The organism is Streptomyces sp. NPDC111507 (assembly GCF_055638955.1).
In genome coordinates this window covers 108,944-131,009 of sequence record NZ_JBVKBU010000018.1, presented here as the reverse complement: position 1 = coordinate 131,009, position 22,066 = coordinate 108,944, and the positions used below count along the sequence as shown (strand labels likewise).

The following is a 22,066-nucleotide window of genomic DNA, read 5'->3' as shown; positions in this document are numbered from 1 at the left end:
CCCTGCCAGTCCTGAGGAACATGTCCCACCCCGTCTCCTGAGAGGAGCGTCGCCGTGCCTCCCACCGATGCGAGCACCGACGCCGGTACCGCCCCCGTCACCGACCTGGGCGCCGACCCGGGCCCCGGACCGGGCACGGACAACGAGGACACCCTCGACCTGCGCCTGCCCGACGAGCTTCTCGCGCTCCTCGGCTCCGAGGTCGAGTCGGCCGGGGGAGACGACCTGCTCGACCGCATCGGTGGCTGGGGCCCGATCGCCACTCCCGTGGGCACCTTCCACCTGGTCCCCGTCCGTGTGGAGCGTGATCTCCCGCTCGTCTCCCGCTGGATGAACGACCCCGCCGTCGCGGAGTTCTGGGAGCTGGCAGGACCAGAGTCGGTCGCAGAAGAACATCTGTGCCGCCAGCTCGACGGCGACGGCCGCAGTGTGCCCTGCCTCGGCGTGCTGGACGGCACCCCGATGAGCTACTGGGAGATCTACCGCGCGGACCTCGACCTCCTGGCCCGCCACTATCCCGCCCGCCCGCACGACACAGGCCTGCACCTCCTCATCGGCGGTGTCGCCAACCGCGGACGAGGCCTCGGCTCCGCCCTGCTCCGCGCCGTCGCCGACCTCGTACTGGACAAGCGCCCGGCCTGCGCCCGCGTCGTCGCGGAACCCGACCTCCGCAACACCCCCTCCGTCTCCGCCTTCCTGAGCGCGGGCTTCCGGTTCTCCGCCGAGGTCGACCTGCCCGGCAAACGGGCAGCCCTCATGGTCCGGGACCGGAGCCTGCGCGATCTGTTGTAGAGCCCTGCCCTCACCGCACCGCTCGTTCCGATCCGGTTCCCTGTCAAGGAGTCCCCGTGCCGCATCCATCCGCCACCCCGGCATCCGGAGAGCTGCCCGCCTTGTACGACCCGCCCGAGCTGCGCAAAGACCGATGGGACCAGGTCGGCCGCCGACTGCTCGCGAAAATGATCGGCGAGTTCGCCCACGAGGAGATCGTCAGACCGGAACCGGAGTCCGATCTGGATCCGGGGCCGAAGCCAGGTTCGAGGTCGGAGCCGGGTTCGGGTTCGGAGCCGGGTTCGGAGGCTCGGCGGGGCGCGGAGGGAAAAGTGGCCCCCCTCCGCGGTGAACACCATCCGGCGACCGGCCTCGATTCCTCCGCCGGAGCGGCCTCCTCGCGACCCTCACCACGCCCCGCCTCCACCCACCACGACACCCCGCACGAGAACGGCGGGCACGAGTACACCGGGCACACCGATACCCTCCGCCCCTACGCCCTGCGCCTCGACGCCGGCGGCAGCCTCTCGTTCCGTGCCCGCCGGGCCTCGTACGACAGCTGGCGCGTCGACCCCGCCTCGCTCACCCTCACCGAGGAGGGTGCGGAGCCGTGCCCCTTCACCGACCCGCTCGGCTTCCTCACCCGGGCTCGCGGCACGCTGGAGATCGACGGCGCGACGCTCGGCCACGTGGTCCGTGAACTGAGCACGACGCTCGCCGCGGACGCCCGCCTCCACCGCGACGCCCGTACGGCGTCCGAACTGGCCGACCTCGGCTACGCCGAACTGGAGGGCCACCAGACCGGCCACCCCTGGATCGTGCTGAACAAGGGCCGCCTCGGCTTCTCCGCGACGGACGCCGCCGACTGGGCGCCGGAGGCCCGCAGAGCGACGCCGATCCCCTGGATCGCGGTGCACACCACGCTCGCCACCTACCGAGGCGTCCCGAGCCTTCACTCCGCCGAACAGCTCTACGCGCGCGAACTCGCCCCCGCCACACGGGAGTCCTTCGAGGGGGTACTACGCGCGCGCGGGCTCACCCCGGAGTCGTACCTCTATCTGCCCGTGCACCCCTGGCAGTGGGACGATGTCGTGCTGCCACTGTTCGCGCCCTCCGTAGCCGCGGGAACGATCGTGCCGCTGCCCTCCGACGGCGACCTGCGGCTCCCGCAGCAGTCGATCCGTACGTTCCTCAATGTCTCGCGCCCGGACCGGCACACGGTGAAACTGCCGCTGTCCGTGCTCAACACCCTGGTCTGGCGCGGCCTGCCGACGGAACGCACGCTCGCGGCGCCCGCCGTCACCGCCTGGATGCATGCCCTGAGAGACGCCGACCCCTTTTTGCGGGACACCTGCGGGGTGATCCTGCTCGGCGAGGTCGCCTCGGTGACGGTGAACCACCCCGTGTACGACGCCCTCCCCGAAGTTCCCTATCAGTACAAGGAGTTGCTCGGCGCCATCTGGCGCGAGCCGGTCTCCCGCCATCTGGCGCCCGGTGAACGCGCGCGCACCCTGGCCGCGCTCCTGCACACCGACCCGGACGGCCGCGCCTTCACCGCGGAGCTCGTCACACGCTCGGGCCTCGCCCCCAACGTCTGGCTGCGCCGCCTCTTCGCCGCGCTCCTGCCGCCGCTGCTGCACTTCCTCTATCGGTACGGCACGGTGTTCAGCCCCCACGGAGAGAACGCGATCGTCGTCTTCGACGACCACGACGTCCCCGTCCGCCTCGCGGTGAAGGACTTCGTGGACGACGTCAACGTGAGCGCGGACCCCCTGCCCGAGCACGCGACCATGCCGGACGACGTACGGAACGTACTGCTGACCGAGCCGCCGGCGTTCCTGACCCAGTTCATCCACTCCGGGCTCTTCGTGGGGGTCTTCCGCTATCTCGCACCGCTCTGCGAGGAACAACTTGGCGTTCCGGAGGCCGAGTTCTGGGCGCTCGTCCGGGCGGAGATCGTCCGCCACCAGACGCGCTTTCCCGAGCTCAAGGAGCGCTACGAGATGTTCGATCTGCTCACTCCGCGTATCGAGCGCCTGTGCCTCAACCGCAACCGACTGCACCTGGACGGCTACCGCGACCGCCCGGAACGCCCGCACGCCGCGGTGCACGGCACGGTCCCGAACCCCCTCCACCGGCCTTGATCGCCCGATTGTCAGTGGCGCCCCGTAGGCTGGCAACGCTATGACAGAGCCCTCACTCCCCGAACTCCTGCATGCTGCCGTCACTGCTGTCGGCGGCACGGAGCGCCCTGGCCAGGTGACCATGGCCGAAGCCGTCGCGGGTGCCATCGACGACAGCTCCCACCTGCTGATCCAGGCGGGCACCGGCACCGGAAAGTCGCTCGGCTACCTCGTGCCCGCGCTGGCCCACGGGGAGCGGGTGGTCGTGGCGACCGCCACCCTGGCGCTCCAGCGGCAGCTCGTGGAGCGCGATCTTCCGCGGACCGTCGACGCGCTGCACCCGCTGCTGCGCCGCCGCCCGGAGTTCGCGATGCTCAAGGGCCGGTCGAACTACCTGTGTCTGCACCGGCTGCACGAGGGAGTGCCGCAGGACGAGGAGGAAGGCCTCTTCGACCAGTTCGAGGCGGCCGCGCCCACCAGCAAGCTGGGCCAGGACCTGCTGCGACTGCGGGACTGGTCGGACGAGACCGAGACCGGCGACCGCGACGACCTCACGCCCGGCGTCTCCGACCGCGCGTGGGCTCAGGTGTCCGTTTCATCCCGTGAGTGCCTGGGTGCCACCAAATGCGCCTACGGAGCGGAGTGCTTCGCCGAGATGGCCCGCGAGCGCGCCAAGCTCGCCGAGGTCGTCGTCACCAATCACGCGCTGCTCGCGATCGACGCCATCGAGGGCGCGCCGGTCCTCCCGCAGCACGAGGTGCTGATCGTCGACGAGGCCCATGAGCTGGTCTCCCGGGTCACCGGTGTCGCGACCGGTGAGCTCACGCCCGGCCAGGTCAACCGCGCGGTGCGTCGCGCCGCGAAGCTCGTCAACGAGAAGGCGGCCGATCAGCTCCAGACCGCCGCCGAGGGCTTCGAGCGGCTGATGGAACTCGCGCTTCCGGGCCGCCTGGAGGAGATCCCGGAGGATCTCGGATACGCGCTGATGGCACTGCGCGACGCCGCTCGTACGGTGATCTCGGCGATCGGCTCCACCCGCGACAAGTCCGTCCAGGACGAGGACTCCGTCCGCAAGCAGGCTCTCGCCTCGGTGGAGTCGGTGCACGACGTGGCGGAGCGGATCACCAACGGCTCCGAATGGGACGTCGTCTGGTACGAGCGTCATGACCGTTTCGGAGCCTCGCTCCGCGTCGCTCCCATGTCCGTCTCCGGCCTCCTCAGGGAGAAGCTCTTCGCGGACCGTTCCGTCGTCCTGACGTCCGCCACCCTGAAGCTCGGCGGTGACTTCAACGGAGTGGGGGCGTCGCTGGGACTCGCCCCGGAGGGCACCGAGGGCGATGACCTCCCGCAGTGGAAGGGCGTCGACGTCGGCTCGCCCTTCGACTACCCCAGGCAGGGCATTCTGTACGTGGCCAAGCACCTGTCCCGTCCCGCGCGTGACGGCGACCGTGGGGACATGCTGGACGAGCTCACCGAGCTGATCCAGGCCGCGGGGGGTCGCACGCTGGGGTTGTTCTCCTCGATGCGGGCCGCCCAGCTCGCGGCGGAGGAGCTGCGCTCGCGCATCCCCGAGTACCCCATCCTGCTGCAGGGAGAGGAGACGCTCGGCGAGCTGATCAAGAACTTCGCGGCCGACCCCAAGACCTGCCTCTTCGGCACGCTCTCGCTCTGGCAGGGCGTCGACGTCCCCGGGGCCAGCTGCCAGCTCGTCGTCATGGACAAGATCCCCTTCCCGCGCCCCGACGACCCGCTGATGAGCGCCCGCCAGAAGGCCGTCGAGGAGAACGGCGGCAACGGCTTCATGGCCGTCGCCGCGACTCACGCGGCGCTGCTGATGGCCCAGGGCGCCGGCCGCCTCGTACGGGCCACGGGTGACCGGGGTGTGGTGGCGGTACTGGACCAGCGCCTCGCGACGGCGCGCTACGGCAGTTACCTCAAGGCGTCCCTCCCGGACTTCTGGTACACCACGGACGGTAACCAGGTACGCAGGTCGCTCACCGCGATCGACGCGGCGGCCCGGAAGGCGGAGGAGACGGTGGGGGCGGGGGAGACGGAGGAGGCATAGGCCTTCCCGGCCGCAGGCCGACGAACCCCGCGCACTTGGCCCGAGGCGGGCCTGCCCGGGTGCCCCTTCGGGCGGAGTTGCCCCACCTCGGATGCCCCGCCGGCCGAACAACACCACCCACATGGCCACACCCGCCCCCCGCGAACCACGGGCCCTGTGGGCACCCCCAGGTCCAGCTCGTGCCCTCAGTCTCGGGATCTTCATCCCGGGCCCACCCCTGACCCTCCGGACACCCGAGCACGCGGAACGATTCCCGAGCACGCCGCGCGACGCACCGAGCATGCCCGTGTGCGACGGCATCGAGCATGCCGCGCGACCATCGAGCATGCCGTGCGATCCCCGCGCATGCCGCTGGGCCCCGCATATCGCTAGGCGCCCGAGCATGTCGTCAGGCGCTTATGCGTGTCGTTGGGCGCCCGTGCACGTCGTCTGGCGCCAGCGCCTGTCGCTGGGCGCCCGCGCATATCGCTCGGCAACGCGCCCGCCCGCCCGGCGTGTCGCCCGATGCCCGACGCCCGCACGTGTCGCCCGGGGCCTACGCATATCGTTCGGCAACGCCCCGCCGCCCGGCGCTCGGCGTGTCGCCCGATGGTCGACGCCCGCGCGTGTCGCCCGGGGCCCGCACATATCGCTCCGCACCTAAGCATTCCCTCGGAGCCTGCGGACGATCCTCCCGCCCCCGCGAGCAAAGGCCCCTCGGAGGGCTTGTCGGGACGGGCCATCTCTGGACGTCGCGCACGCCGCCAACTCCCCCGCCCGACCCCCGGAGGGCAACGCGCAGGGCCCCGGAACCGGCGCAGGTGGTCCCGGGGCCCGGTCAAGGGCGGGGCGGGGTGTCCCGCCCGGCAGGTGCCGTCACACGCGCCGCAGCACCGCCACCACCTTGCCCAGGATGGTCGCCTCGTCGCCGGGAATCGGCTGGTACGCGGCGTTGTGCGGGAGGAGCCACACATGGCCGTCCTCGCGCTTGAACCGCTTTACCGTGGCCTCGCCGTCCAGCATCGCGGCCACGATGTCACCGTTCTCCGCGACCGGCTGGCGCCGGACCGTCACCCAGTCCCCGTCGCAGATGGCGGCCTCGATCATCGAGTCACCGACGACCTTCAGGACGAACAGCTCGCCGTCACCGACCAGCTGCCGGGGGAGGGGGAAGACGTCCTCCACCGACTCCTCGGCCAGGATCGGGCCACCGGCGGCGATACGGCCGACGAGCGGCACATACGACGCGGCCGGCTTGCCCGCCGTGTCCGTGGGCTGAGCCGAGGACTGGTCGGAGCCCCGGACCTCGTACGCCCGCGGCCGGTGCGGATCGCGGCGCAGGAAGCCCTTGCGCTCCAGTGCCATCAGCTGGTGGGCGACCGACGAGGTGCTGGAGAGGCCGACCGCCTGTCCGATCTCCCGCATCGACGGCGGGTAGCCGCGCCGCTGCACGGAGTCCCGGATGACCTCGATCACCCGGCGCTGCCTGTCTGTGAGTCCCGAGCTGTCGGCGCGGATGCCTGGAGGTCGCCCTGGCAGGGAGCGCTTGGGCCCCTCATGATTCGTGGCTTCGTTCATCGCATGCACCGGCTCGAGTCGGCCCTGGGAGCGGTCCTGGGCAGTGATGGTGGCACTGTCTGCGGTGGTGGTCACGTCGGCCCCTCTCGATGGTCTCCCTGCTGGACAACGGTAGTTGCTTTCGAAAGGTTGCGCCAAACACACGTTCGAGTGAAAAATCGCGGATTGCCTGTCGTGATCATGTGTCTGGGTGTATAGCCAACGATGTATCCGGCGGACAAAAGGGCTCATTGCTGTACTCTTCACCGCCGGGGCGATGACCGTGCCGACAGATGTGGGCCGCGGCCCAGTCTGCCATCCGGCACCCCGTAAGTCGGGTACCGGCCCCCTTCCGCGCGCTGACCACGGTATCTCCGTGTGTCCGGGATCGGTATGGCCGTGCGGCACATGCCATTACGTGCGCGACACGCGTGTCCTGGGTGAATTTACGGTTCGATCCCCACATCTAGTGGTTGGATTGCTGTAGCAGCCCAGAAGTTGTGGTCCCCCGGGTCTTCGAGCCTCCCGTCATCGCCTATGCTTGGGGCTGCTTCGAGGGGCCCGAGAGGTCCCGCGAGGTCTATGAGTCGTGCTGTGAAGGAGGGTTGGAGCCATGCACTGCCCCTTCTGCAGGCACCCCGACAGCCGTGTCGTCGACAGCCGTACGACCGATGACGGCACGTCGATCCGCAGGCGCCGCCAGTGCCCCGACTGCTCCCGTCGTTTCACGACGGTGGAGACGTGCTCGCTGATGGTGGTCAAGCGGTCCGGCGTCACCGAACCCTTCAGTCGTACCAAGGTCATCAATGGCGTGCGCAAGGCGTGCCAGGGGCGGCCGGTCACCGAGGACGCGCTCGCCCAGCTCGGCCAGCGGGTCGAGGAGGCGGTGCGGGCCACCGGGAGCGCCGAGCTGACCACCCACGACGTGGGTCTGGCCATACTCGGCCCTTTGCAGGAACTCGACCTCGTCGCCTATCTGCGCTTCGCGTCCGTGTACCGGGCGTTCGACTCGCTCGAGGACTTCGAGGCCGCCATCGTGGAACTCAGGGAAGAGACGAAGCAGCGCGCCGCCGCGGACGAGGAAGAGGCGGGCGATGCGGACGCGGCAGCCGCGGACGCGGAGCGCCCGGAATGCGACCGCGGGTCCGGAGGGGCCGTCCAGGTCCCCGTACCCGCCAACGCCGCCGACTGACGGAAGGGCCGACTCGGATCGGCCCCCAGCGGTGGCGACCAAAGACCTGTTGCGGGCGGCCGCGTAGCGGCGCCCGCAGCACCAGACACACACCGTGCCATGGGAAGAACGTGGCACTTCAGGGCGTTTTAGCCCGATACAGGGAGGCGGCATGACAGAGACGGCGAGCGGTCCGGCACGAGGTTCCCGCGCCAAGGGCACCAAGGCCAGCAAGGGACTGCGCATCGAGCGCATCCACACCACCCCCGGCGTGCACCCGTACGACGAGGTGGAGTGGGAGCGCCGTGACGTCGTCATGACCAACTGGCGCGACGGCTCGATCAATTTCGAGCAGCGTGGCGTCGAGTTCCCCGGCTTCTGGTCGGTGAACGCGGTCAACATCGTCACCAGCAAGTACTTCCGTGGTGCCGTGGGCACCCCGCAGCGCGAGGTGAGCCTCAGGCAGCTCATCGACCGCATCGTGAAGACGTACCGGAAGGCCGGCGAGGACTACAAGTACTTCGCCTCGCCCGCCGACGCCGAGATCTTCGAGCACGAGCTGGCGTACGCCCTCCTGCACCAGATCTTCAGCTTCAACAGCCCGGTCTGGTTCAACGTCGGAACGCCTCAGCCCCAGCAGGTCTCGGCCTGCTTCATCCTGTCCGTCGACGACTCCATGGAGTCGATCCTCGACTGGTACAAGGAAGAGGGCATGATCTTCAAGGGCGGCTCCGGCGCCGGCCTGAACCTCTCCCGTATCCGCTCCTCCAAGGAGCTCCTCTCCTCGGGCGGCAACGCCTCGGGTCCCGTCTCCTTCATGCGCGGTGCCGACGCCTCCGCAGGAACGATCAAGTCGGGTGGCGCCACGCGCCGCGCGGCCAAGATGGTCATCCTCGACGTCGACCACCCCGACATCGAGGACTTCATCGAGACCAAGGTCAAGGAGGAGGAGAAGATCCGCGCCCTCCGTGACGCGGGCTTCGACATGGACCTGGGCGGCGACGACATCACGTCCGTCCAGTACCAGAACGCCAACAACTCGGTCCGTGTGAACGACACGTTCATGAAGGCGGTCGAGGAGGGCGGCAAGTTCGGTCTCACCTCCCGTATGACCGGCGAGGTCATCGAGGAGGTCGACGCCAAGACGCTCTTCCGCAAGATGGCCAAGGCCGCCTGGGCCTGCGCCGACCCGGGCATCCAGTACGACGACACGATCAACCACTGGCACACGTGCCCGGAGTCCGGTCGTATCAACGGCTCGAACCCGTGCAGCGAGTACATGCACCTGGACAACACGTCCTGCAACCTCGCCTCGCTGAACCTGATGAAGTTCCTCAAGGACGACGGCAAGGGCCATCAGTCCTTCGAGGTCGAGCGCTTCGCCAAGGTCGTCGAGCTGGTCATCACCGCGATGGACATCTCGATCTGCTTCGCGGACTTCCCGACCCAGAAGATCGGCGAGAACACCCGCGCCTTCCGTCAGCTGGGCATCGGCTACGCCAACCTGGGCGCCCTCCTGATGGCGACGGGTCACGCGTACGACTCCGACGGCGGTCGCGCCCTCGCCGGTGCCATCACCTCGCTGATGACCGGCACCTCCTACCGGCGTTCCGCCGAGCTCGCCGCGGTCGTCGGCCCGTACGACGGCTACGCCCGCAACGCGCAGCCGCACCAGCGCGTCATGAAGCAGCATTCCGACGCCAACGCCGTGGCCGTCCGTATGGACGACCTGGACACGCCGATCTGGGCCGCCGCCACGGAGGCCTGGCAGGACGTGCTGCACCTCGGTGAGAAGAACGGATTCCGCAACGCGCAGGCCTCGGTCATCGCCCCGACCGGCACCATCGGTCTCGCGATGTCCTGCGACACCACCGGCCTTGAGCCCGACCTCGCGCTGGTCAAGTTCAAGAAGCTGGTCGGCGGCGGCTCGATGCAGATCGTCAACGGCACCGTTCCGCAGGCCCTGCGCCGCCTGGGCTACCAGGAGGAGCAGATCGAGGCGATCGTCGCCCACATCGCCGAGAACGGCAATGTCGTCGACGCCCCGAGCCTCAAGCACGAGCACTACGAGGTCTTCGACTGCGCCATGGGCGAGCGCTCCATCTCCGCGATGGGCCACGTCCGCATGATGGCCGCGATCCAGCCCTGGATCTCCGGCGCGCTCTCCAAGACGGTCAACCTGCCGGAGACGGCGACCGTCGAGGACGTCGAAGAGGTCTACTTCGAGGCGTGGAAGATGGGCGTCAAGGCGCTCGCGATCTACCGCGACAACTGCAAGGTCGGCCAGCCCCTCTCCGCCAAGACCAAGGAGAAGGAGAAGGCCGCGGTCACGGCGAAGGCCGAGGAGACCATCCGCACCGCGGTCGAGAAGGTCGTCGAGTACCGCCCGGTCCGCAAGCGCCTCCCCAAGGGTCGTCCCGGCATCACCACCTCCTTCACGGTGGGCGGCGCCGAGGGCTACATGACCGCCAACTCCTACCCGGACGACGGTCTCGGCGAGGTCTTCCTGAAGATGTCGAAGCAGGGCTCCACCCTCGCGGGCATGATGGACGCCTTCTCGATCGCGGTCTCCGTGGGTCTGCAGTACGGCGTGCCCCTCGAGACGTACGTCTCGAAGTTCACGAACATGCGCTTCGAGCCGGCCGGCATGACGGACGACCCGGACGTGCGGATGGCGCAGTCGATCGTCGACTACATCTTCCGTCGCCTGGCGCTGGACTTCCTGCCCTTCGAGACGCGCTCCGCGCTCGGCATCCACTCCGCCGAGGAGCGTCAGCGTCACCTGGAGACGGGCTCCTACGAGCCGTCCGACGATGTCGACATGGACGTCGAGGGCCTGGCCCAGTCCGCGCCCCGCGCGCAGGAGCTGAAGGCCGTGGCCACCCCGAAGGCCGAGGTCGAGGCGGCGAAGCCCGCCCCGAAGCAGGCCCACACCAGTGCCGAACTGGTGGAGATGCAGCTGGGCATCCAGGCGGACGCCCCCCTGTGCTTCTCCTGCGGTACGAAGATGCAGCGGGCCGGTTCCTGCTACATCTGCGAGGGCTGCGGCTCGACCAGCGGTTGCAGCTGACCCGAAGCCCTGAAGTCCTGAAGTCCTGAAGGGCGGCACGACCACCGGTCGTGCCGCCCTTCGGCGTTTTCTCGCTGCTACGGAGAGGGCTGATTCAGGCGTCGTGGCGCGTGCCCATGATGCGCGGGAACTCGGCCGGGTCGGTGTCGTAGCCGTGGATCCCCGGATGGAAGGTCCACTCTCCCGAGGCGTCGCGTACGAACTCGCCGACGGTCGCCGCCGTGGCCCCCAGGACGCCGCCGAAGTTGTCCTCCGCCAGCACGGTGTAGCCCTCCCGCATACGCAGGCCCGGATTGAGGACGCCCACGAACGACTTGTGGCCGGAACGCTGCTGGATGAGTACGCCCACCACCACACGCGTGTAGCCGCTGTTGAGGCGGTCGAGTTCCAGCGTCATGACTTCGTCCCAGCCGAAGCCCTTGCCGTCCTTGCTGTCCCGGTTGAGGTAGATGGTGCCGTCCGGGGAGCGGCTGTCGAAGTGCACCACATAGGCGGGAATTCCGTACGGGTCGGCGGCCACGTACGTCGCCGCGATGATGTCGAGGTCGGTCGCGGGCTCGCCGACGGGACTCGGGTCCCACTTCACCGCGAGCTCGACCTTGCGGATGCCCTTGTTGAGACCGGTCATTGGATCTCCCCCTCCCCGTTCCCCATCTTCTTCAGCCCTCAACTGCTCTGTTGTCAAGGCCGGTTGTCCATCGTGCCACGCGCGCGGGGGCGCTCGCGCGGGTGCACTCCGCCGGAGCGTGACCGACGCCACGCTCCGTGGCCTTACGATGGCGCGGTGCTGGTCAAGTGGATTCGCTGCACCGTGGTGGACCGCCGCGGTTTCGAGCGGGGGCAGCGAAAGTGGGCGGGGCTGCTGGGTGAGCCGGGATTCCGGGGGCAGGGCGGGGGCTGGAGCCGAGGGCGGCCCGGGGTGGCGCACATCTTCGCCTTCTGGGAGAGCCGTGCCTTCTACGACTCCTTCATGGCCCGTTCGCACGACCGGCTCGCGGCTGCCCAGTCGGGGACCTTCAAGGACTCGCAGGCCAAACTCTTCGATCACCGGTTCGATGTGAAGACCGGCTTCGAGCCGCGCTTCACGGACGCCGACCTGCTGCGGGTGGCCCACTGCCGCATCCACGAGGAACGGGCCGAACACTTCGCGCTGATGCAGGAGAAGGTCTGGAACCCCGCGATGGCGGGCTCGCCCGGCATGGTGCGGGGCCTGTTCGGTGAGGCGCCGGGCCATGAGTTCCTGATCCTGTCCATGTGGCAGTCGGCCGCCGAACACGGTAAATACCGGGCCGAGCGGGTGGAACGGCTCGCGCTGCGCGCCCAGACGGAGGCCGATGTCGCGGCCCTGACCGGCGACATAGTGGCGCTGGAGCCCTCCTGGACGGTCTGACCGGAGTGCCGTCCGCGAGTGTGATCTGCGCGGAGAACGTGTGACCTATGCCGTATGGAGCCCGTACGAGTGCTCGATCGGCCGTCAGCCGTTTTAGGGTCTTGGCATGGTTCGACCACGGCGTATCGTCCTTGTCCGGCACGGTGAGTCAGCGGGCAACGCCGATGACACCGTTTATGAACGCGAGCCCGACCACGCTCTGGCGCTCACCGAGAAGGGGTGGCAGCAGGCGGAGGAGACGGGGAAACGGTTGCGGGAGGTCTTCGGGCGAGAGCGCGTAAGCGTTTACGTGTCGCCGTACCGACGTACGCACGAGACGCTCCGCGCCTTCCATCTCGACCCCGAGCTCATACGGGTGCGCGAGGAGCCGCGGCTGCGCGAGCAGGACTGGGGCAACTGGCAGGACCGCGACGACGTACGCCTCCAGAAGGCCTATCGGGACGCGTACGGGCATTTCTTCTACCGCTTCGCGCAGGGCGAGTCCGGCGCCGACGTCTACGACCGGGTCGGCGGCTTCCTGGAGAGCCTCTACCGGAGCTTCGAGGCCCCCGACCACCCGTCGAACGTGCTCCTGGTGACCCATGGTCTTGCCATGCGGCTGTTCTGCATGCGCTGGTTCCACTGGACGGTCGCGGAGTTCGAATCGCTGTCGAATCCGGGGAACGCCGAGATGCGGATGCTCGTCCTCGGTGACGACGGTAGGTACACGCTTGACCGCCCGTTCGAGCGCTGGTGTGTACCTGAGTCGTACGGGGACCCCGGGATAGAGTGGCAGGGCGATGACCTCTGATTCCTCTCCCGGCGGACGCCTGGACCGCGCCCTGGCCAGCCTGCGCGGACTCGCGGTGGGGGACGCGCTGGGCTCGCGGTTCTTCGTGCCCGTGAACTACCCGCTGCTCAAGCGGCGCGAGCTGCCGTCCGGTCCCTGGCGGTGGACGGACGACACTGAAATGGCCTCCTCTGTAGTGGCCGTTCTGGCCCAGCACCGCCGCATCGACCAGGACGCGCTGGCCGGCTCCTTCGCCGACCACCACGATGTCGACCGGGGCTACGGCCCCGCGGTCAACCGGCTGCTCGGGCAGATCCGGGAGGGGGGCGACTGGCGGGCGCTGGCGTCCGCCCTCTTCAAGGGACAGGGCTCGTGGGGCAACGGCGCCGCGATGCGGATCGCCCCCCTGGGGGCCTGGTACGCGGACGACCCGGAGCAGGCTGTCCACCAGGCGGAGATCTCGGCGTACACCACCCACCAGCACCGCGAGGCCGTCGTGGGCGCCATGGCCGTTGCCGCGGCCGCCGCCCTGGCTGCCGACCCGGCGAGCCCGCCGAGTGCCGAGGCACTGCTCGACGGCGTCGTCGCGCTCGTCCCGCGCAGCGCCGTCGGAGCCGGTCTGCGGCGCGCTCGCGACATGCTCGACTACGGGGACACCGCGACGGTCGCCGCCGTACTGGGCTGCGGGCGGCGTACGACGGCGCACGACACGGTGCCGTTCGCGCTCTGGTCCGCGGCCCGTGCCCTGGGCGACTACGAAGAGGGCTTCTGGTCGACCGCCCAGGTGGGCGGCGACATGGACACGACCTGCGCCATCGTCGGCGGTGTGATCGCCGCGGGCAAGGCGGGGGCGCCGCCGGGGGAGTGGGTGGAGCGGACGGAGAGCCTGCCGGGCTGGGTGCGGGCGGGGGCGTAGGCCGCAGGGATGGTTCGGTGACGCCGGGGAGGCGCCTGTGCAACAGTCCCCTGCGGAACGCGGTGCCCGGGCAGGGGCCGGGGGTGTCCCGCCTTGTCGGCTTCGGTGGCTGTGTCGGCCCCGCATGGCTCGTGGGGTACGGCTACGGCTTTGTCTACAGCTCCGTGCGCCCGGCGGCTCGTGGGGAAGCGCGTCGTACGGGGTTGGCCGTCGACGCCGTACGGCAGTGGTCTGCTGGGCCGCCTGCGATGCCGTACCCCGGCCTGATGGTCCTTCCTTGATGCCGGCCCGCGCGCAGCACGGCTCGCCCTTGGTGCCGCGCCGCGACCCATAGCGCTCACCCTGGCGCTGTGGTGCCGCTCGCGAGACCGTACAAGCTGCCGTGCCGCTGACTGCGAGGCCCGGACCCCCTGCCGTACCTCCGGCAGGGGCTGCCCTCGGTGCCGTAAGTCCTCGAAGGCCGCCCTCGGTGCCGTACAGCTGCATGCAGGGCCAGGCCCGGGGTGCCGTTCCGCTGCGGATGGCCGGACCGTGGTCCTCGTCGTCCGTATCCCGGACCGGGGGCCGGCCTCCGCAGCCCCCGCCAAGCTTCGGCGGGCCCCGCCTCAGCCCGCGGCGGGCCCCGCCGTGCCCGAGAGGGCCTCCAGGTCGCTCTTGCGGACCCGGATCACCAGCGCGGCGGTGGCCAGGGCCAGTACCGCCATCGCGACGGCCGGGACGAAGGCGGTCGAGATGCCGTGGGCGAGCACGTCGTGGCCCCACGGAGCGGGCAGCTGGTGGGTCTTGGCGAACTCCGCCTTCTGCTCGGGCGAGCCGTTGGCAAGGAACTTCGGCAGCTGCTTCTCCGCCTCGTCCCGGCTGGCCGAGCCGAAGACCGTCGTCAGGATGGAAAGACCGAGCGAACCCCCCACCTGCTGGGTGACGTTGAGGAGTCCGGACGCGGCGCCCGCCTCGTGCTGAGCGACGCCGGAGACCGCTGTCAGGGTCAGTGTCACGAAGTTCAGGCCCATGCCGAAGGCGAAGAGCAGCATCGGGCCGAGCACCCCGCCGACGTACGTGCTGTCGGGGCTCATGAAGGTCAGCCAGCCGAGCCCGAGCGCGACGAGGGCGGAGCCGACGACCATGAACGGCTTGGGTCCGAGGACCGGCAGGAACCGCTGCGACAGCCCCGCTCCGATGCCGATCGCCGCCGTCACGGGCAGGAACGCCAGACCGGCCTGGATCGGGCTGTAACCCAGCACGTTCTGCACGAACAGGACGATGAAGAAGAACATCCCGAACATCGCCGCGGCCAGACTCAGCATGATCACGTACGTGCCGGAGCGGTTACGGTCGCCGAACATCTTCAGCGGAGTGATCGGTTCCTTCGCCCGGGTCTCGATGAACGCGAAGCCCAGCAACAGGACCAGCGCCGTGGCGAACGACCCGATCGTGAGGCTGTCGCGCCAGCCGTCCTCCGCGGCGCGGATGAATCCGTACACCAGAGAGGCCATACCGGCCGTCGAGGTGAGCGCGCCCGCGATGTCGAAGCGCCCCGGATGGCGCTCGGACTCGTTGATGTACATCGGGGCGAGCACGGTGATCAGCACACCGATGGGCACGTTGACGAAGAGCACCCAGCGCCAGTCGAGCCACTCGGTGAGCATGCCGCCCGCCAGGAGCCCGATGGCGCCGCCGCCCGCGGAGACCGCGGCGAAGACGGCGAAGGCCCGGTTCCGTTCCGGGCCCTCGGGGAAGGTGGTGGTGATGAGTGCCAGCGCGGTGGGCGACGCTATTGCGCCACCCACGCCCTGGAGGGCCCGCGCGGCCAGCAACTGCCAGGGCTCCTGGGCGAGTCCACCGAGCAGCGAGGCGAGCGTGAACAGCATGATGCCGGTCATGAAGACCCGGCGCCGACCGAGGATGTCACCCGCGCGGCCGCCGAGAAGGAGCAGGCCACCGAAGGTGAGGGTGTACGCGCTGATCACCCAGGTCAGGTCGGTCGTGCTGAAACTGAGCGCGTCTTGAATGTGCGGGAGGGCGATGTTCACAATCGTCGAGTCGAGTACCACCATGAGTTGGCAGGCCGCGATGACGGCGAGCGCGATGCCGGGGTGCCCCTCCCGGCGGGCCGCTCCTGGCTTTGGGTCCTGGATCAACTGAGAGGTTTGAGAGGTTGTCACTATGGTTCCCCCACAAGTGCGTTAGTGAACGCTCGCGTTCACTGTTGCGGCAACGGTAGTGAGTCCCCGACAGTGAACGCAAGCGTTCACTGAAGTCGCTGCCGCGTGTCGTCACTTGACCGCCCGCTCTCCCTGAACTCCCCGCTCCCCCATGCACAACGGAGACACTCAGATGGTTACTTCGCGTTGGACGGCCGCTCCCGCTCAGGCGGCCTCCCTGCGCCGACGCGGTGCCGTGCTCGAACGTGCGATCCTCGACGCCGCGCTCGAGCAGCTCAGTACGGTCGGCTGGAACGGCCTCACGATGGAGGGTGTCGCCGCCCGGGCCCAGACCGGCAAGGCCGCGGTCTACCGCCGCTGGCCGTCCAAGGAGGACCTCGTCGCGGAGGCGCTGAAGGCCGGGCTGCCGAGTCTGACGGAGGCCCCCGACCTCGGAAGCGTCCGGGACGACCTGCTGGAACTGTGCCGGCAGGTGCGTGAGGCGATGTACTCGCAGCCCGGATTCGCGCTGCGCTCAGTGCTTCACGAATGCGATGTGGCGCAGGCGGAACGCTTTCAGAGTCTGATCGTCGGAGGGGTCATCGAGCCGACCAAGCATCTGCTGCGAGAGATCGTTCACCGCGGAATCGAGCGGGAAGAGGTGCGACCGGACGCTGCGAACTCCTACGTCTTCGACGCCATTCCAGCGATGATGATGTATCGCTCGAAGGTGTGCGCGAGCGAATGGAGTGAACGGGATCTGGAGGAGATGATCGACCAGCTGATGGTCCCGCTGCTGCGGCGGGCGGGGGCTGATCCGCGGCCGGCCGGGGCCTGAATCCGTGGACCGTCGGGTCGCTGGTTCGTGGACCGTCGGGTCGTTGGTCCGCGGATGGCCGGGCGGATGGCCGGGCGGATGGTCAGGCCGATGGTGGGGCGGCTGGTTCGGGAGTGGTCGGGGGTCTGATGTGTGGATCGTCGGGTGACTGGTTCGTGCTGGTGGCGGGGCCGTGGTCGCTCAGGGAAACCTGGGTGTCGCGAGGGGCTCGGGGCGGCGTAGGCTGAGGGCGCCATGCCGTACGAACCACCGACTCACACCGTCGAGCGCTCCCTCCGCGCCACGACCGGAGCGAAGATCATTGCCGGTGTCGACGAGGTGGGCCGAGGTGCGTGGGCCGGCCCGGTCACCGTCTGCGCCGCCGTCACGGGACTACGCCGTCCGCCCGAGGGCCTCACCGACTCCAAACTCCTCACCGTCAAGCGCCGTACCGTGATGGCCGCGGAGTTGGAGAGATGGGTGACGTCGTACGCCCTGGGGCATGCCTCTCCTGAGGAGATCGACGACCTGGGGATGACGGCCGCGCTACGTCTGGCCGCGGTGCGGGCCCTGGAGGCCTTGCCCGTCCGCCCCGACGCGGTCATCCTCGATGGGAAGCACGACTACCTCGGGTCGCCGTGGCGGGTTCGCACGGTGATCAAGGGTGACCAGTCCTGCGTGGCCGTTGCGGCGGCCTCGGTGATCGCCAAGGTTCAGCGCGACAAAATGATGGCCGAACTGGGTGTCGACCATGCAGACTTCGGTTTTGCGGCCAACGCCGGGTATCCGTCTCCGGTGCACAAGGCCGCACTGGAGGAACGGGGCCCCACTCCGTACCACCGGCTGTCATGGGCGTATCTTGATGCGCTGCCCCAGTGGCGGCACCTCAAGAAGGTCCGCAGCTGGGCGGACGGAAGCGCTCCGGAGATCGAAGGTCAGCTCGGCTTCGATTTCTGACGGTTCCGCTCGCACTCATGTGCCACCCGCCGACGCGAGTCGCACCGGCGTTTGATAAATATCAGCTCATGCCTCTCATTCCCGAGGAGCCTCAGATTCACGAGAGTGCCCAGGGTCCCCGCGCGACTCCGGCCAGTGGCCGCACCGCGCCGACCCCCCGTCCCGTACCCGGTCCCCGTCCCGCGGCTCCGCCGCGTCCCGGACGTCCGGGACCTGTCCGGCCGATGCCGGCCCAACGCACCCCGCGTGAGCCGGTCGTGGCCACGCCGGGGGCAACCGTCCCGGCGGCCGCGCCCGCTGCTGCCACCCCACAGATCCAGCTGATCCCGGCCTCGGTCGAGGGTGCGCTGGACGCCGCAGAAGAAGCGGTCGACCTGCTGTTGGAGTCGGGCCGAGCCCCCGGTGAGGTGCTGGTGATCACCACCGGCGAACCGCATCCGTGGGCCGCGCACGAACTCTCCTTCGGCGAAGCCGCCTACTGGGCGCAGCACGACGCGGGCGACGACGTCTTCTACGCCGACGCCTCCGTCGCGGGCCGGGCCGCGTCCCGTCCCGTGGTCGTGGTCGCCGTCAACGGCGGTCCCGACGCTGCCGCCGCCACCGCCCTGCCCCTGGCCCTCGGCCGGGCCGGCGCCCTGTTGATCGTCTGCGGCGACCCGCAGCAGATCAACTCGGTGCTGGGCGCCGGGGTCTGAACGAATCCCGGACACCGTCCGGGATTCGCTCGGGCGATGCTCCGGGCGAGGTCTCGGGCGTGATGGTGGTGCCCCTACGGCACCACCTGTACGGCGGTCGTTTTGGCGTGCCTGTGGTCAGTGTGCCGGTGGCTTTGCGCCTGTGGTTCGTGGCCCGTAGTGCGTGCTTGCTGGCCGAGGGCATGGTGGCGGCGGTGTGCGTCTCTGACGACGGGGTGTCTCCTCGGCGCACGCCGACGCCGGACAGCCGGGTGGCCGTCCGCATGTTCCGGAGAGGCACATACGCCTCTGGAACGGGCGCAAGCACTACGGCGCTGACCCTGCCCGGTCCGCGCGCCGCGGGGCCACCACGGTGCGGGCGGACGCGCCCGGGCCACGGGGGCGAGTGCCCCTCAGGGGCCTCCAAGGCGCTCGGCACCTGGGCGGGCGCCGACGCCTCACGGCTGCGGACTGCTCAGCGGGCGGCCGCCCGGCGCAGTACCTCCGACGCGGCGCCCCCGGTGCGCGGGAGCGGCGGCGGTGCCTCTGTCAGGGCGAAGGCCTCCGGTGGGGAGTCCGCGCTCGGACGGCGTCCGCCACGGCCCTCGCCGAGTACCTGCCAGCCGTCGTGCGTGAGCGTGATGTAGGCCCCGCAGCGCAGCCCGTGGAGGGTGCAGGCGTCCCGCAGCCCCCACATCCACGCCCCGTCCTCCTCGGTCCACCGTGCGTCGCCCTCGCGGCAGTAGAGCAGCACCGCCGTGCGTACCGGGGTGCGGCGCCGCAGGTCGTGCGGGATCACCCGGCGCAGCTGCGCCAGCAGGGAGTTGCGGAACATCCAGCCGTCGGCCGGCGCCGACCGCCGGGTGAACGAGGCGCTCGCCCGTAGCCGTTCGTCCGAGTCGAGGACGGCCACGATGGCGGTCGTGGGTCTCGGCCGGTGCCGTGCGTGCAATCCGCTGACGACCTCCCGGGGATTGCGCAGCAGCGGAATCCCCGCAGCGGCCCATTCGGCGGGTTCGAGCATACGGGTCAGTGGGTTGGCGGAAGCGGCGGACAGATCGGCAGACGTCGACATGGATGCCGCCGAGGACGGAGCGAATCCGAAGGTCACGGTCCTCCCTTCGGCTACGCGCCCACACAGCGGGCGGGGTCGGACTTGGGGGAGCGCACGCCGCAGCAGAGCCCTACCGGATCACGGGCGAGCCGTGCGGGGAGCGGACCTCAATTCTTCCTGTCGAACTTGGTTGCGGCAACGAGCAATTGGGGCCACCGACCGTTTTCCGGCTATACGTCGTGTATATCCCTGCCCACTGTTCTTGTGTGCGACACATGGGTCACGCCTGTACGGCCAGGACCAGCGGCAACACCCCCTGAGCCCCGGATCGTCGCAGCATGCGCGCGGCGACGGCGAGTGTCCAGCCTGTCTCGGTTGCGTCGTCCACGAGCAGCACGGGACCGCCTGCTTCCTTGAGGGCTGCTGCCAGCGCGGGCGGCACGGCCAGCGCCCCGTCGAGTGCCTTGAGCCGCTGGGCGCTGTTGCTCCGGGAGACCTGTGCGACGGCCTCGCCGACGTACTCCACGGACCCCAGCAGCGGCAGTCGGCCGACCTCCGCGATCCGTGCGCCCAGCGACTGGATCAACTGTGGACGCCTGCGCGAGGCCATGGTGACGACGCCGACCGGGCGCGGCTGCGCGTCGGGCTGCCCGGAGGCCCAGCCGCCGGGCCCCTTCGCCCAGTCGGTCAGGACGCCGACCACGGCTTTCGCCACATCGTCCGGTACGGGTCCGTCCGGTGCCTGGGGTGTGAGCATCGGCCGCAGCCGGTTGCCCCAGCCGATGTCCGAGAGCCGCCCCAAGGCGCGCCCCGGTGCGGCCTGTTCGCCCGCCGGGATTCGCCCCTTCAGGTCGACGCCGACGGCCGGCAGGCCCGTAGGCCACATCTTGCGGGGGTCGACGTCGACACCGGCGCGGCCCAGCTCGCCATTGGCCGCGTCGAGCGCGGTGGGGGACACGGACGCCTCGTACCGCGCTCCCGCACAGGTGTCGCAGCGCCCGCACGGCTTCGCCAGCTCGTCGTCGAGCTGGCGCCGCAGAAACTCCATCCGGCAGCCGGTGGTCGACACGTAGTCGCGCATCGCCTGCTGTTCGGCGGCCCGCTGCTTGGCGACCCAGGCGTAGCGCTCGGTGTCGTACGTCCAGGGCATGCCCGTGGAGATCCAGCCGCCCTGGACGCGCCGCACCGCGCCGTCCACGTCGAGCACTTTGAGCATCGTCTCCAGACGGGACCTGCGCAGCTCCACCAGGGGTTCGAGGGCGGGCAGCGAGAGCGGCCTCTCGGCGCGGGCCAGGACGTCCAGGGTCCGGCGCACCTGCTCCTCCGGAGGGAAGGCGATCGACGCGAAGTACTCCCAGATCGCCTGGTCCTCCTTGCCCGGCAGGAGAAGCACCTCGGCATGCTTCACCCCGCGGCCCGCGCGACCCACCTGCTGGTAGTACGCGATGGGGGAGGAGGGGGAGCCCAGGTGCACCACGAATCCGAGGTCGGGCTTGTCGAAGCCCATGCCCAGCGCGGAGGTGGCGACCAGGGCCTTGACGCGGTTGGCGAGGAGATCCTCCTCGGCCTGCTGGCGGTCCGCGTTCTCCGTCTTTCCGGTGTACGAGGTGACGGTGTGCCCGCTCTGGCGCAGGAACGCGGTGACCTCCTCGGCGGCGGCCACGGTCAGTGTGTAGATGATGCCCGAGCCCGGCAGGTCGCTCAGGTGCTCGGCGAGCCAGGCCATCCGGTGGGCGGCGTCCGGCAGCCGCAGCACACCGAGGCTCAGGCTCTCCCGGTCCAGCGGCCCGCGCAGGACGAGTGCGTCGGTGCTGGCGCCGGTGCCCAGCTGCTCGGCCACATCGGCCGTCACGCGCGCGTTGGCGGTCGCGGTGGTGGCCAGGACGGGGACGCCCGGCGGGAGATCGGCGAGCATCGTGCGCAGCCTGCGGTAGTCCGGCCGGAAATCGTGTCCCCAGTCGGAGATGCAGTGTGCCTCGTCGACCACGAGCAGGCCGGTCGCCGCGGCCAGCTTGGGCAGCACCTGGTCGCGGAAGTCGGGATTGTTGAGCCGCTCAGGGCTCACCAGGAGCACGTCGACCTCGCTCGCGGCCACCTCGGCCTGGATCGTCTCCCACTCCTCCGTGTTCGACGAGTTGATGCTCCGCGCGTGGATACCGGCGCGGGCGGCGGCCTCCACCTGGTTACGCATGAGGGCGAGGAGCGGCGAGACGATGACCGTGGGCCCGGCGCCCCGCTCGCGCAGCAGCGCGGTGGCGACGAAGTACACGGCGGACTTGCCCCAGCCCGTGCGCTGCACGACGAGGGCTCTGCGCTTGTCGGCCACCAGGGCCTCGATGGCGCGCCACTGGTCCTCGCGCAGCCGGGCCTCGCCCGCCGAGGCGCCGACAAGGCGGGCGAGCACGGCATCGGCCGCGGCGCGCAGGTCGGCGTTGGGCAGGTCCGTGTGGGTCGCGGGGCGTGGGTCGTCGTTGCTCATGGCCCCATGCAACCCGATGGGTCGGACATCACGCGAATGAGGCCGCCGGGTTGTGGACAAGTCATGTCGTGGTCATGGCCAAGGTTATCCACAGGACAAAGCGGAACTTTGAGATCCGCGGGATGGTCACGGC

At 69.9% G+C, this 22,066-nt stretch carries 16 protein-coding genes; 11 read left to right on the top strand and 5 right to left on the bottom strand.

The window, feature by feature from the left end; genetic code table 11:
• The first annotated feature begins 54 nt into the window (after nucleotides 1–54).
• From ACZ7M2_RS43665 to ACZ7M2_RS43655, 3 genes are all read left to right on the top strand, one after another.
• Nucleotides 55–792, top strand: a complete 738-nt coding sequence (locus ACZ7M2_RS43665; protein ID WP_471600032.1) for a GNAT family N-acetyltransferase — start codon at nucleotides 55–57, stop codon at nucleotides 790–792.
• 167 nt (nucleotides 793–959) lie between these two features.
• Nucleotides 960–2,915, top strand: coding sequence for an IucA/IucC family protein (locus ACZ7M2_RS43660; protein ID WP_471600076.1), 1,956 nt, complete (start codon nucleotides 960–962; stop codon nucleotides 2,913–2,915).
• A 40-nt stretch (nucleotides 2,916–2,955) separates the two neighbouring features.
• Complete coding sequence (locus tag ACZ7M2_RS43655; protein WP_471600031.1) at nucleotides 2,956–4,959, top strand: ATP-dependent DNA helicase; 2,004 nt, start codon at nucleotides 2,956–2,958, stop codon at nucleotides 4,957–4,959.
• A gap of 855 nt (nucleotides 4,960–5,814) precedes the next feature.
• Here ACZ7M2_RS43655 and lexA read toward each other — a convergent pair.
• Nucleotides 5,815–6,591, bottom strand: a complete 777-nt coding sequence (gene lexA / locus ACZ7M2_RS43650) for a transcriptional repressor LexA (protein ID WP_054229877.1) — start codon at nucleotides 6,589–6,591, stop codon at nucleotides 5,815–5,817.
• 517 nt (nucleotides 6,592–7,108) lie between these two features.
• Here lexA and nrdR point away from each other — a divergent pair.
• Nucleotides 7,109–7,687, top strand: a complete 579-nt coding sequence (nrdR, locus tag ACZ7M2_RS43645; protein ID WP_471600030.1) for a transcriptional regulator NrdR — start codon at nucleotides 7,109–7,111, stop codon at nucleotides 7,685–7,687.
• Nucleotides 7,688–7,838: 151 nt separating this feature from the next.
• Nucleotides 7,839–10,736, top strand: a complete 2,898-nt coding sequence (locus ACZ7M2_RS43640) for a vitamin B12-dependent ribonucleotide reductase (RefSeq protein ID WP_471600029.1) — start codon at nucleotides 7,839–7,841, stop codon at nucleotides 10,734–10,736.
• A gap of 94 nt (nucleotides 10,737–10,830) precedes the next feature.
• Here ACZ7M2_RS43640 and ACZ7M2_RS43635 read toward each other — a convergent pair whose 3' ends face one another.
• The gene (locus ACZ7M2_RS43635) at nucleotides 10,831–11,364 is read right to left on the bottom strand and encodes a TerD family protein (protein ID WP_099920298.1); all 534 of its coding nucleotides are present in this window, start codon (nucleotides 11,362–11,364) and stop codon (nucleotides 10,831–10,833) included.
• A 156-nt stretch (nucleotides 11,365–11,520) separates the two neighbouring features.
• Here ACZ7M2_RS43635 and ACZ7M2_RS43630 point away from each other — a divergent pair, with 156 nt between their 5' ends.
• From ACZ7M2_RS43630 to ACZ7M2_RS43620, 3 genes are all read left to right on the top strand, one after another.
• The gene (locus tag ACZ7M2_RS43630; RefSeq protein WP_099920297.1) at nucleotides 11,521–12,126 is read left to right on the top strand and encodes a YdbC family protein; all 606 of its coding nucleotides are present in this window, start codon (nucleotides 11,521–11,523) and stop codon (nucleotides 12,124–12,126) included.
• Between the two features lie 106 nt (nucleotides 12,127–12,232).
• Complete coding sequence (locus ACZ7M2_RS43625) at nucleotides 12,233–12,916, top strand: histidine phosphatase family protein (protein WP_099943680.1); 684 nt, start codon at nucleotides 12,233–12,235, stop codon at nucleotides 12,914–12,916.
• Nucleotides 12,906–13,811, top strand: a complete 906-nt coding sequence (locus ACZ7M2_RS43620) for an ADP-ribosylglycohydrolase family protein (protein ID WP_471600028.1) — start codon at nucleotides 12,906–12,908, stop codon at nucleotides 13,809–13,811. The genes ACZ7M2_RS43625 and ACZ7M2_RS43620 overlap by 11 nt, the downstream gene beginning before the upstream one ends.
• A gap of 605 nt (nucleotides 13,812–14,416) precedes the next feature.
• Here the strand turns inward: ACZ7M2_RS43620 and ACZ7M2_RS43615 are convergent.
• Nucleotides 14,417–15,949: an MFS transporter gene (locus tag ACZ7M2_RS43615; RefSeq protein WP_471600027.1), complete on the bottom strand. Its 1,533-nt coding sequence runs from the start codon at nucleotides 15,947–15,949 to the stop codon at nucleotides 14,417–14,419.
• A gap of 196 nt (nucleotides 15,950–16,145) precedes the next feature.
• On the opposite strand from ACZ7M2_RS43615, the gene ACZ7M2_RS43610 reads away from it, so the two are divergent.
• The 3 genes from ACZ7M2_RS43610 to ACZ7M2_RS43600 all read left to right on the top strand — a co-directional run bounded on the left by ACZ7M2_RS43610 (nucleotide 16,146) and on the right by ACZ7M2_RS43600 (nucleotide 18,421).
• Nucleotides 16,146–16,790: a TetR/AcrR family transcriptional regulator gene (locus ACZ7M2_RS43610; RefSeq protein WP_471600026.1), complete on the top strand. Its 645-nt coding sequence runs from the start codon at nucleotides 16,146–16,148 to the stop codon at nucleotides 16,788–16,790.
• Between the two features lie 234 nt (nucleotides 16,791–17,024).
• On the top strand, nucleotides 17,025–17,726 hold the full coding sequence (locus tag ACZ7M2_RS43605; RefSeq protein WP_471600025.1) for a ribonuclease HII: 702 nt from the start codon (nucleotides 17,025–17,027) through the stop codon (nucleotides 17,724–17,726).
• A 68-nt stretch (nucleotides 17,727–17,794) separates the two neighbouring features.
• The gene (locus tag ACZ7M2_RS43600) at nucleotides 17,795–18,421 is read left to right on the top strand and encodes a hypothetical protein (RefSeq protein ID WP_352051107.1); all 627 of its coding nucleotides are present in this window, start codon (nucleotides 17,795–17,797) and stop codon (nucleotides 18,419–18,421) included.
• 454 nt (nucleotides 18,422–18,875) lie between these two features.
• Here ACZ7M2_RS43600 and ACZ7M2_RS43595 read toward each other — a convergent pair whose 3' ends face one another.
• The gene (locus tag ACZ7M2_RS43595) at nucleotides 18,876–19,511 is read right to left on the bottom strand and encodes a hypothetical protein (protein ID WP_352051108.1); all 636 of its coding nucleotides are present in this window, start codon (nucleotides 19,509–19,511) and stop codon (nucleotides 18,876–18,878) included.
• Nucleotides 19,512–19,734: 223 nt separating this feature from the next.
• Nucleotides 19,735–21,933 carry a RecQ family ATP-dependent DNA helicase gene (locus tag ACZ7M2_RS43590; RefSeq protein ID WP_471600024.1) on the bottom strand — a complete coding sequence of 733 codons (2,199 nt, stop codon included), beginning with the start codon at nucleotides 21,931–21,933 and terminating at the stop codon, nucleotides 19,735–19,737.
• Nucleotides 21,934–22,066 lie beyond the last annotated feature (133 nt).

Bases quoted from the DNA above. Each gene is read 5' to 3' on its own strand.
- ACZ7M2_RS43660 (WP_471600076.1), top strand. From the start codon at position 960: ATGATCGGCGAGTTCGCCCACGAGGAGATCGTCAGACCGGAACCGGAG.
- ACZ7M2_RS43655 (WP_471600031.1), top strand. From the start codon at position 2,956: ATGACAGAGCCCTCACTCCCCGAACTCCTGCATGCTGCCGTCACTGCT.
- nrdR (WP_471600030.1), top strand. From the start codon at position 7,109: ATGCACTGCCCCTTCTGCAGGCACCCCGACAGCCGTGTCGTCGACAGC.
- ACZ7M2_RS43640 (WP_471600029.1), top strand. From the start codon at position 7,839: ATGACAGAGACGGCGAGCGGTCCGGCACGAGGTTCCCGCGCCAAGGGC.
- ACZ7M2_RS43635 (WP_099920298.1), bottom strand. From the start codon at position 11,364: ATGACCGGTCTCAACAAGGGCATCCGCAAGGTCGAGCTCGCGGTGAAG.
- ACZ7M2_RS43625 (WP_099943680.1), top strand. From the start codon at position 12,233: ATGGTTCGACCACGGCGTATCGTCCTTGTCCGGCACGGTGAGTCAGCG.
- ACZ7M2_RS43620 (WP_471600028.1), top strand. From the start codon at position 12,906: ATGACCTCTGATTCCTCTCCCGGCGGACGCCTGGACCGCGCCCTGGCC.
- ACZ7M2_RS43610 (WP_471600026.1), top strand. From the start codon at position 16,146: ATGGTTACTTCGCGTTGGACGGCCGCTCCCGCTCAGGCGGCCTCCCTG.
- ACZ7M2_RS43605 (WP_471600025.1), top strand. From the start codon at position 17,025: ATGCCGTACGAACCACCGACTCACACCGTCGAGCGCTCCCTCCGCGCC.
- ACZ7M2_RS43600 (WP_352051107.1), top strand. From the start codon at position 17,795: ATGCCTCTCATTCCCGAGGAGCCTCAGATTCACGAGAGTGCCCAGGGT.
- ACZ7M2_RS43590 (WP_471600024.1), bottom strand. From the start codon at position 21,933: ATGAGCAACGACGACCCACGCCCCGCGACCCACACGGACCTGCCCAAC.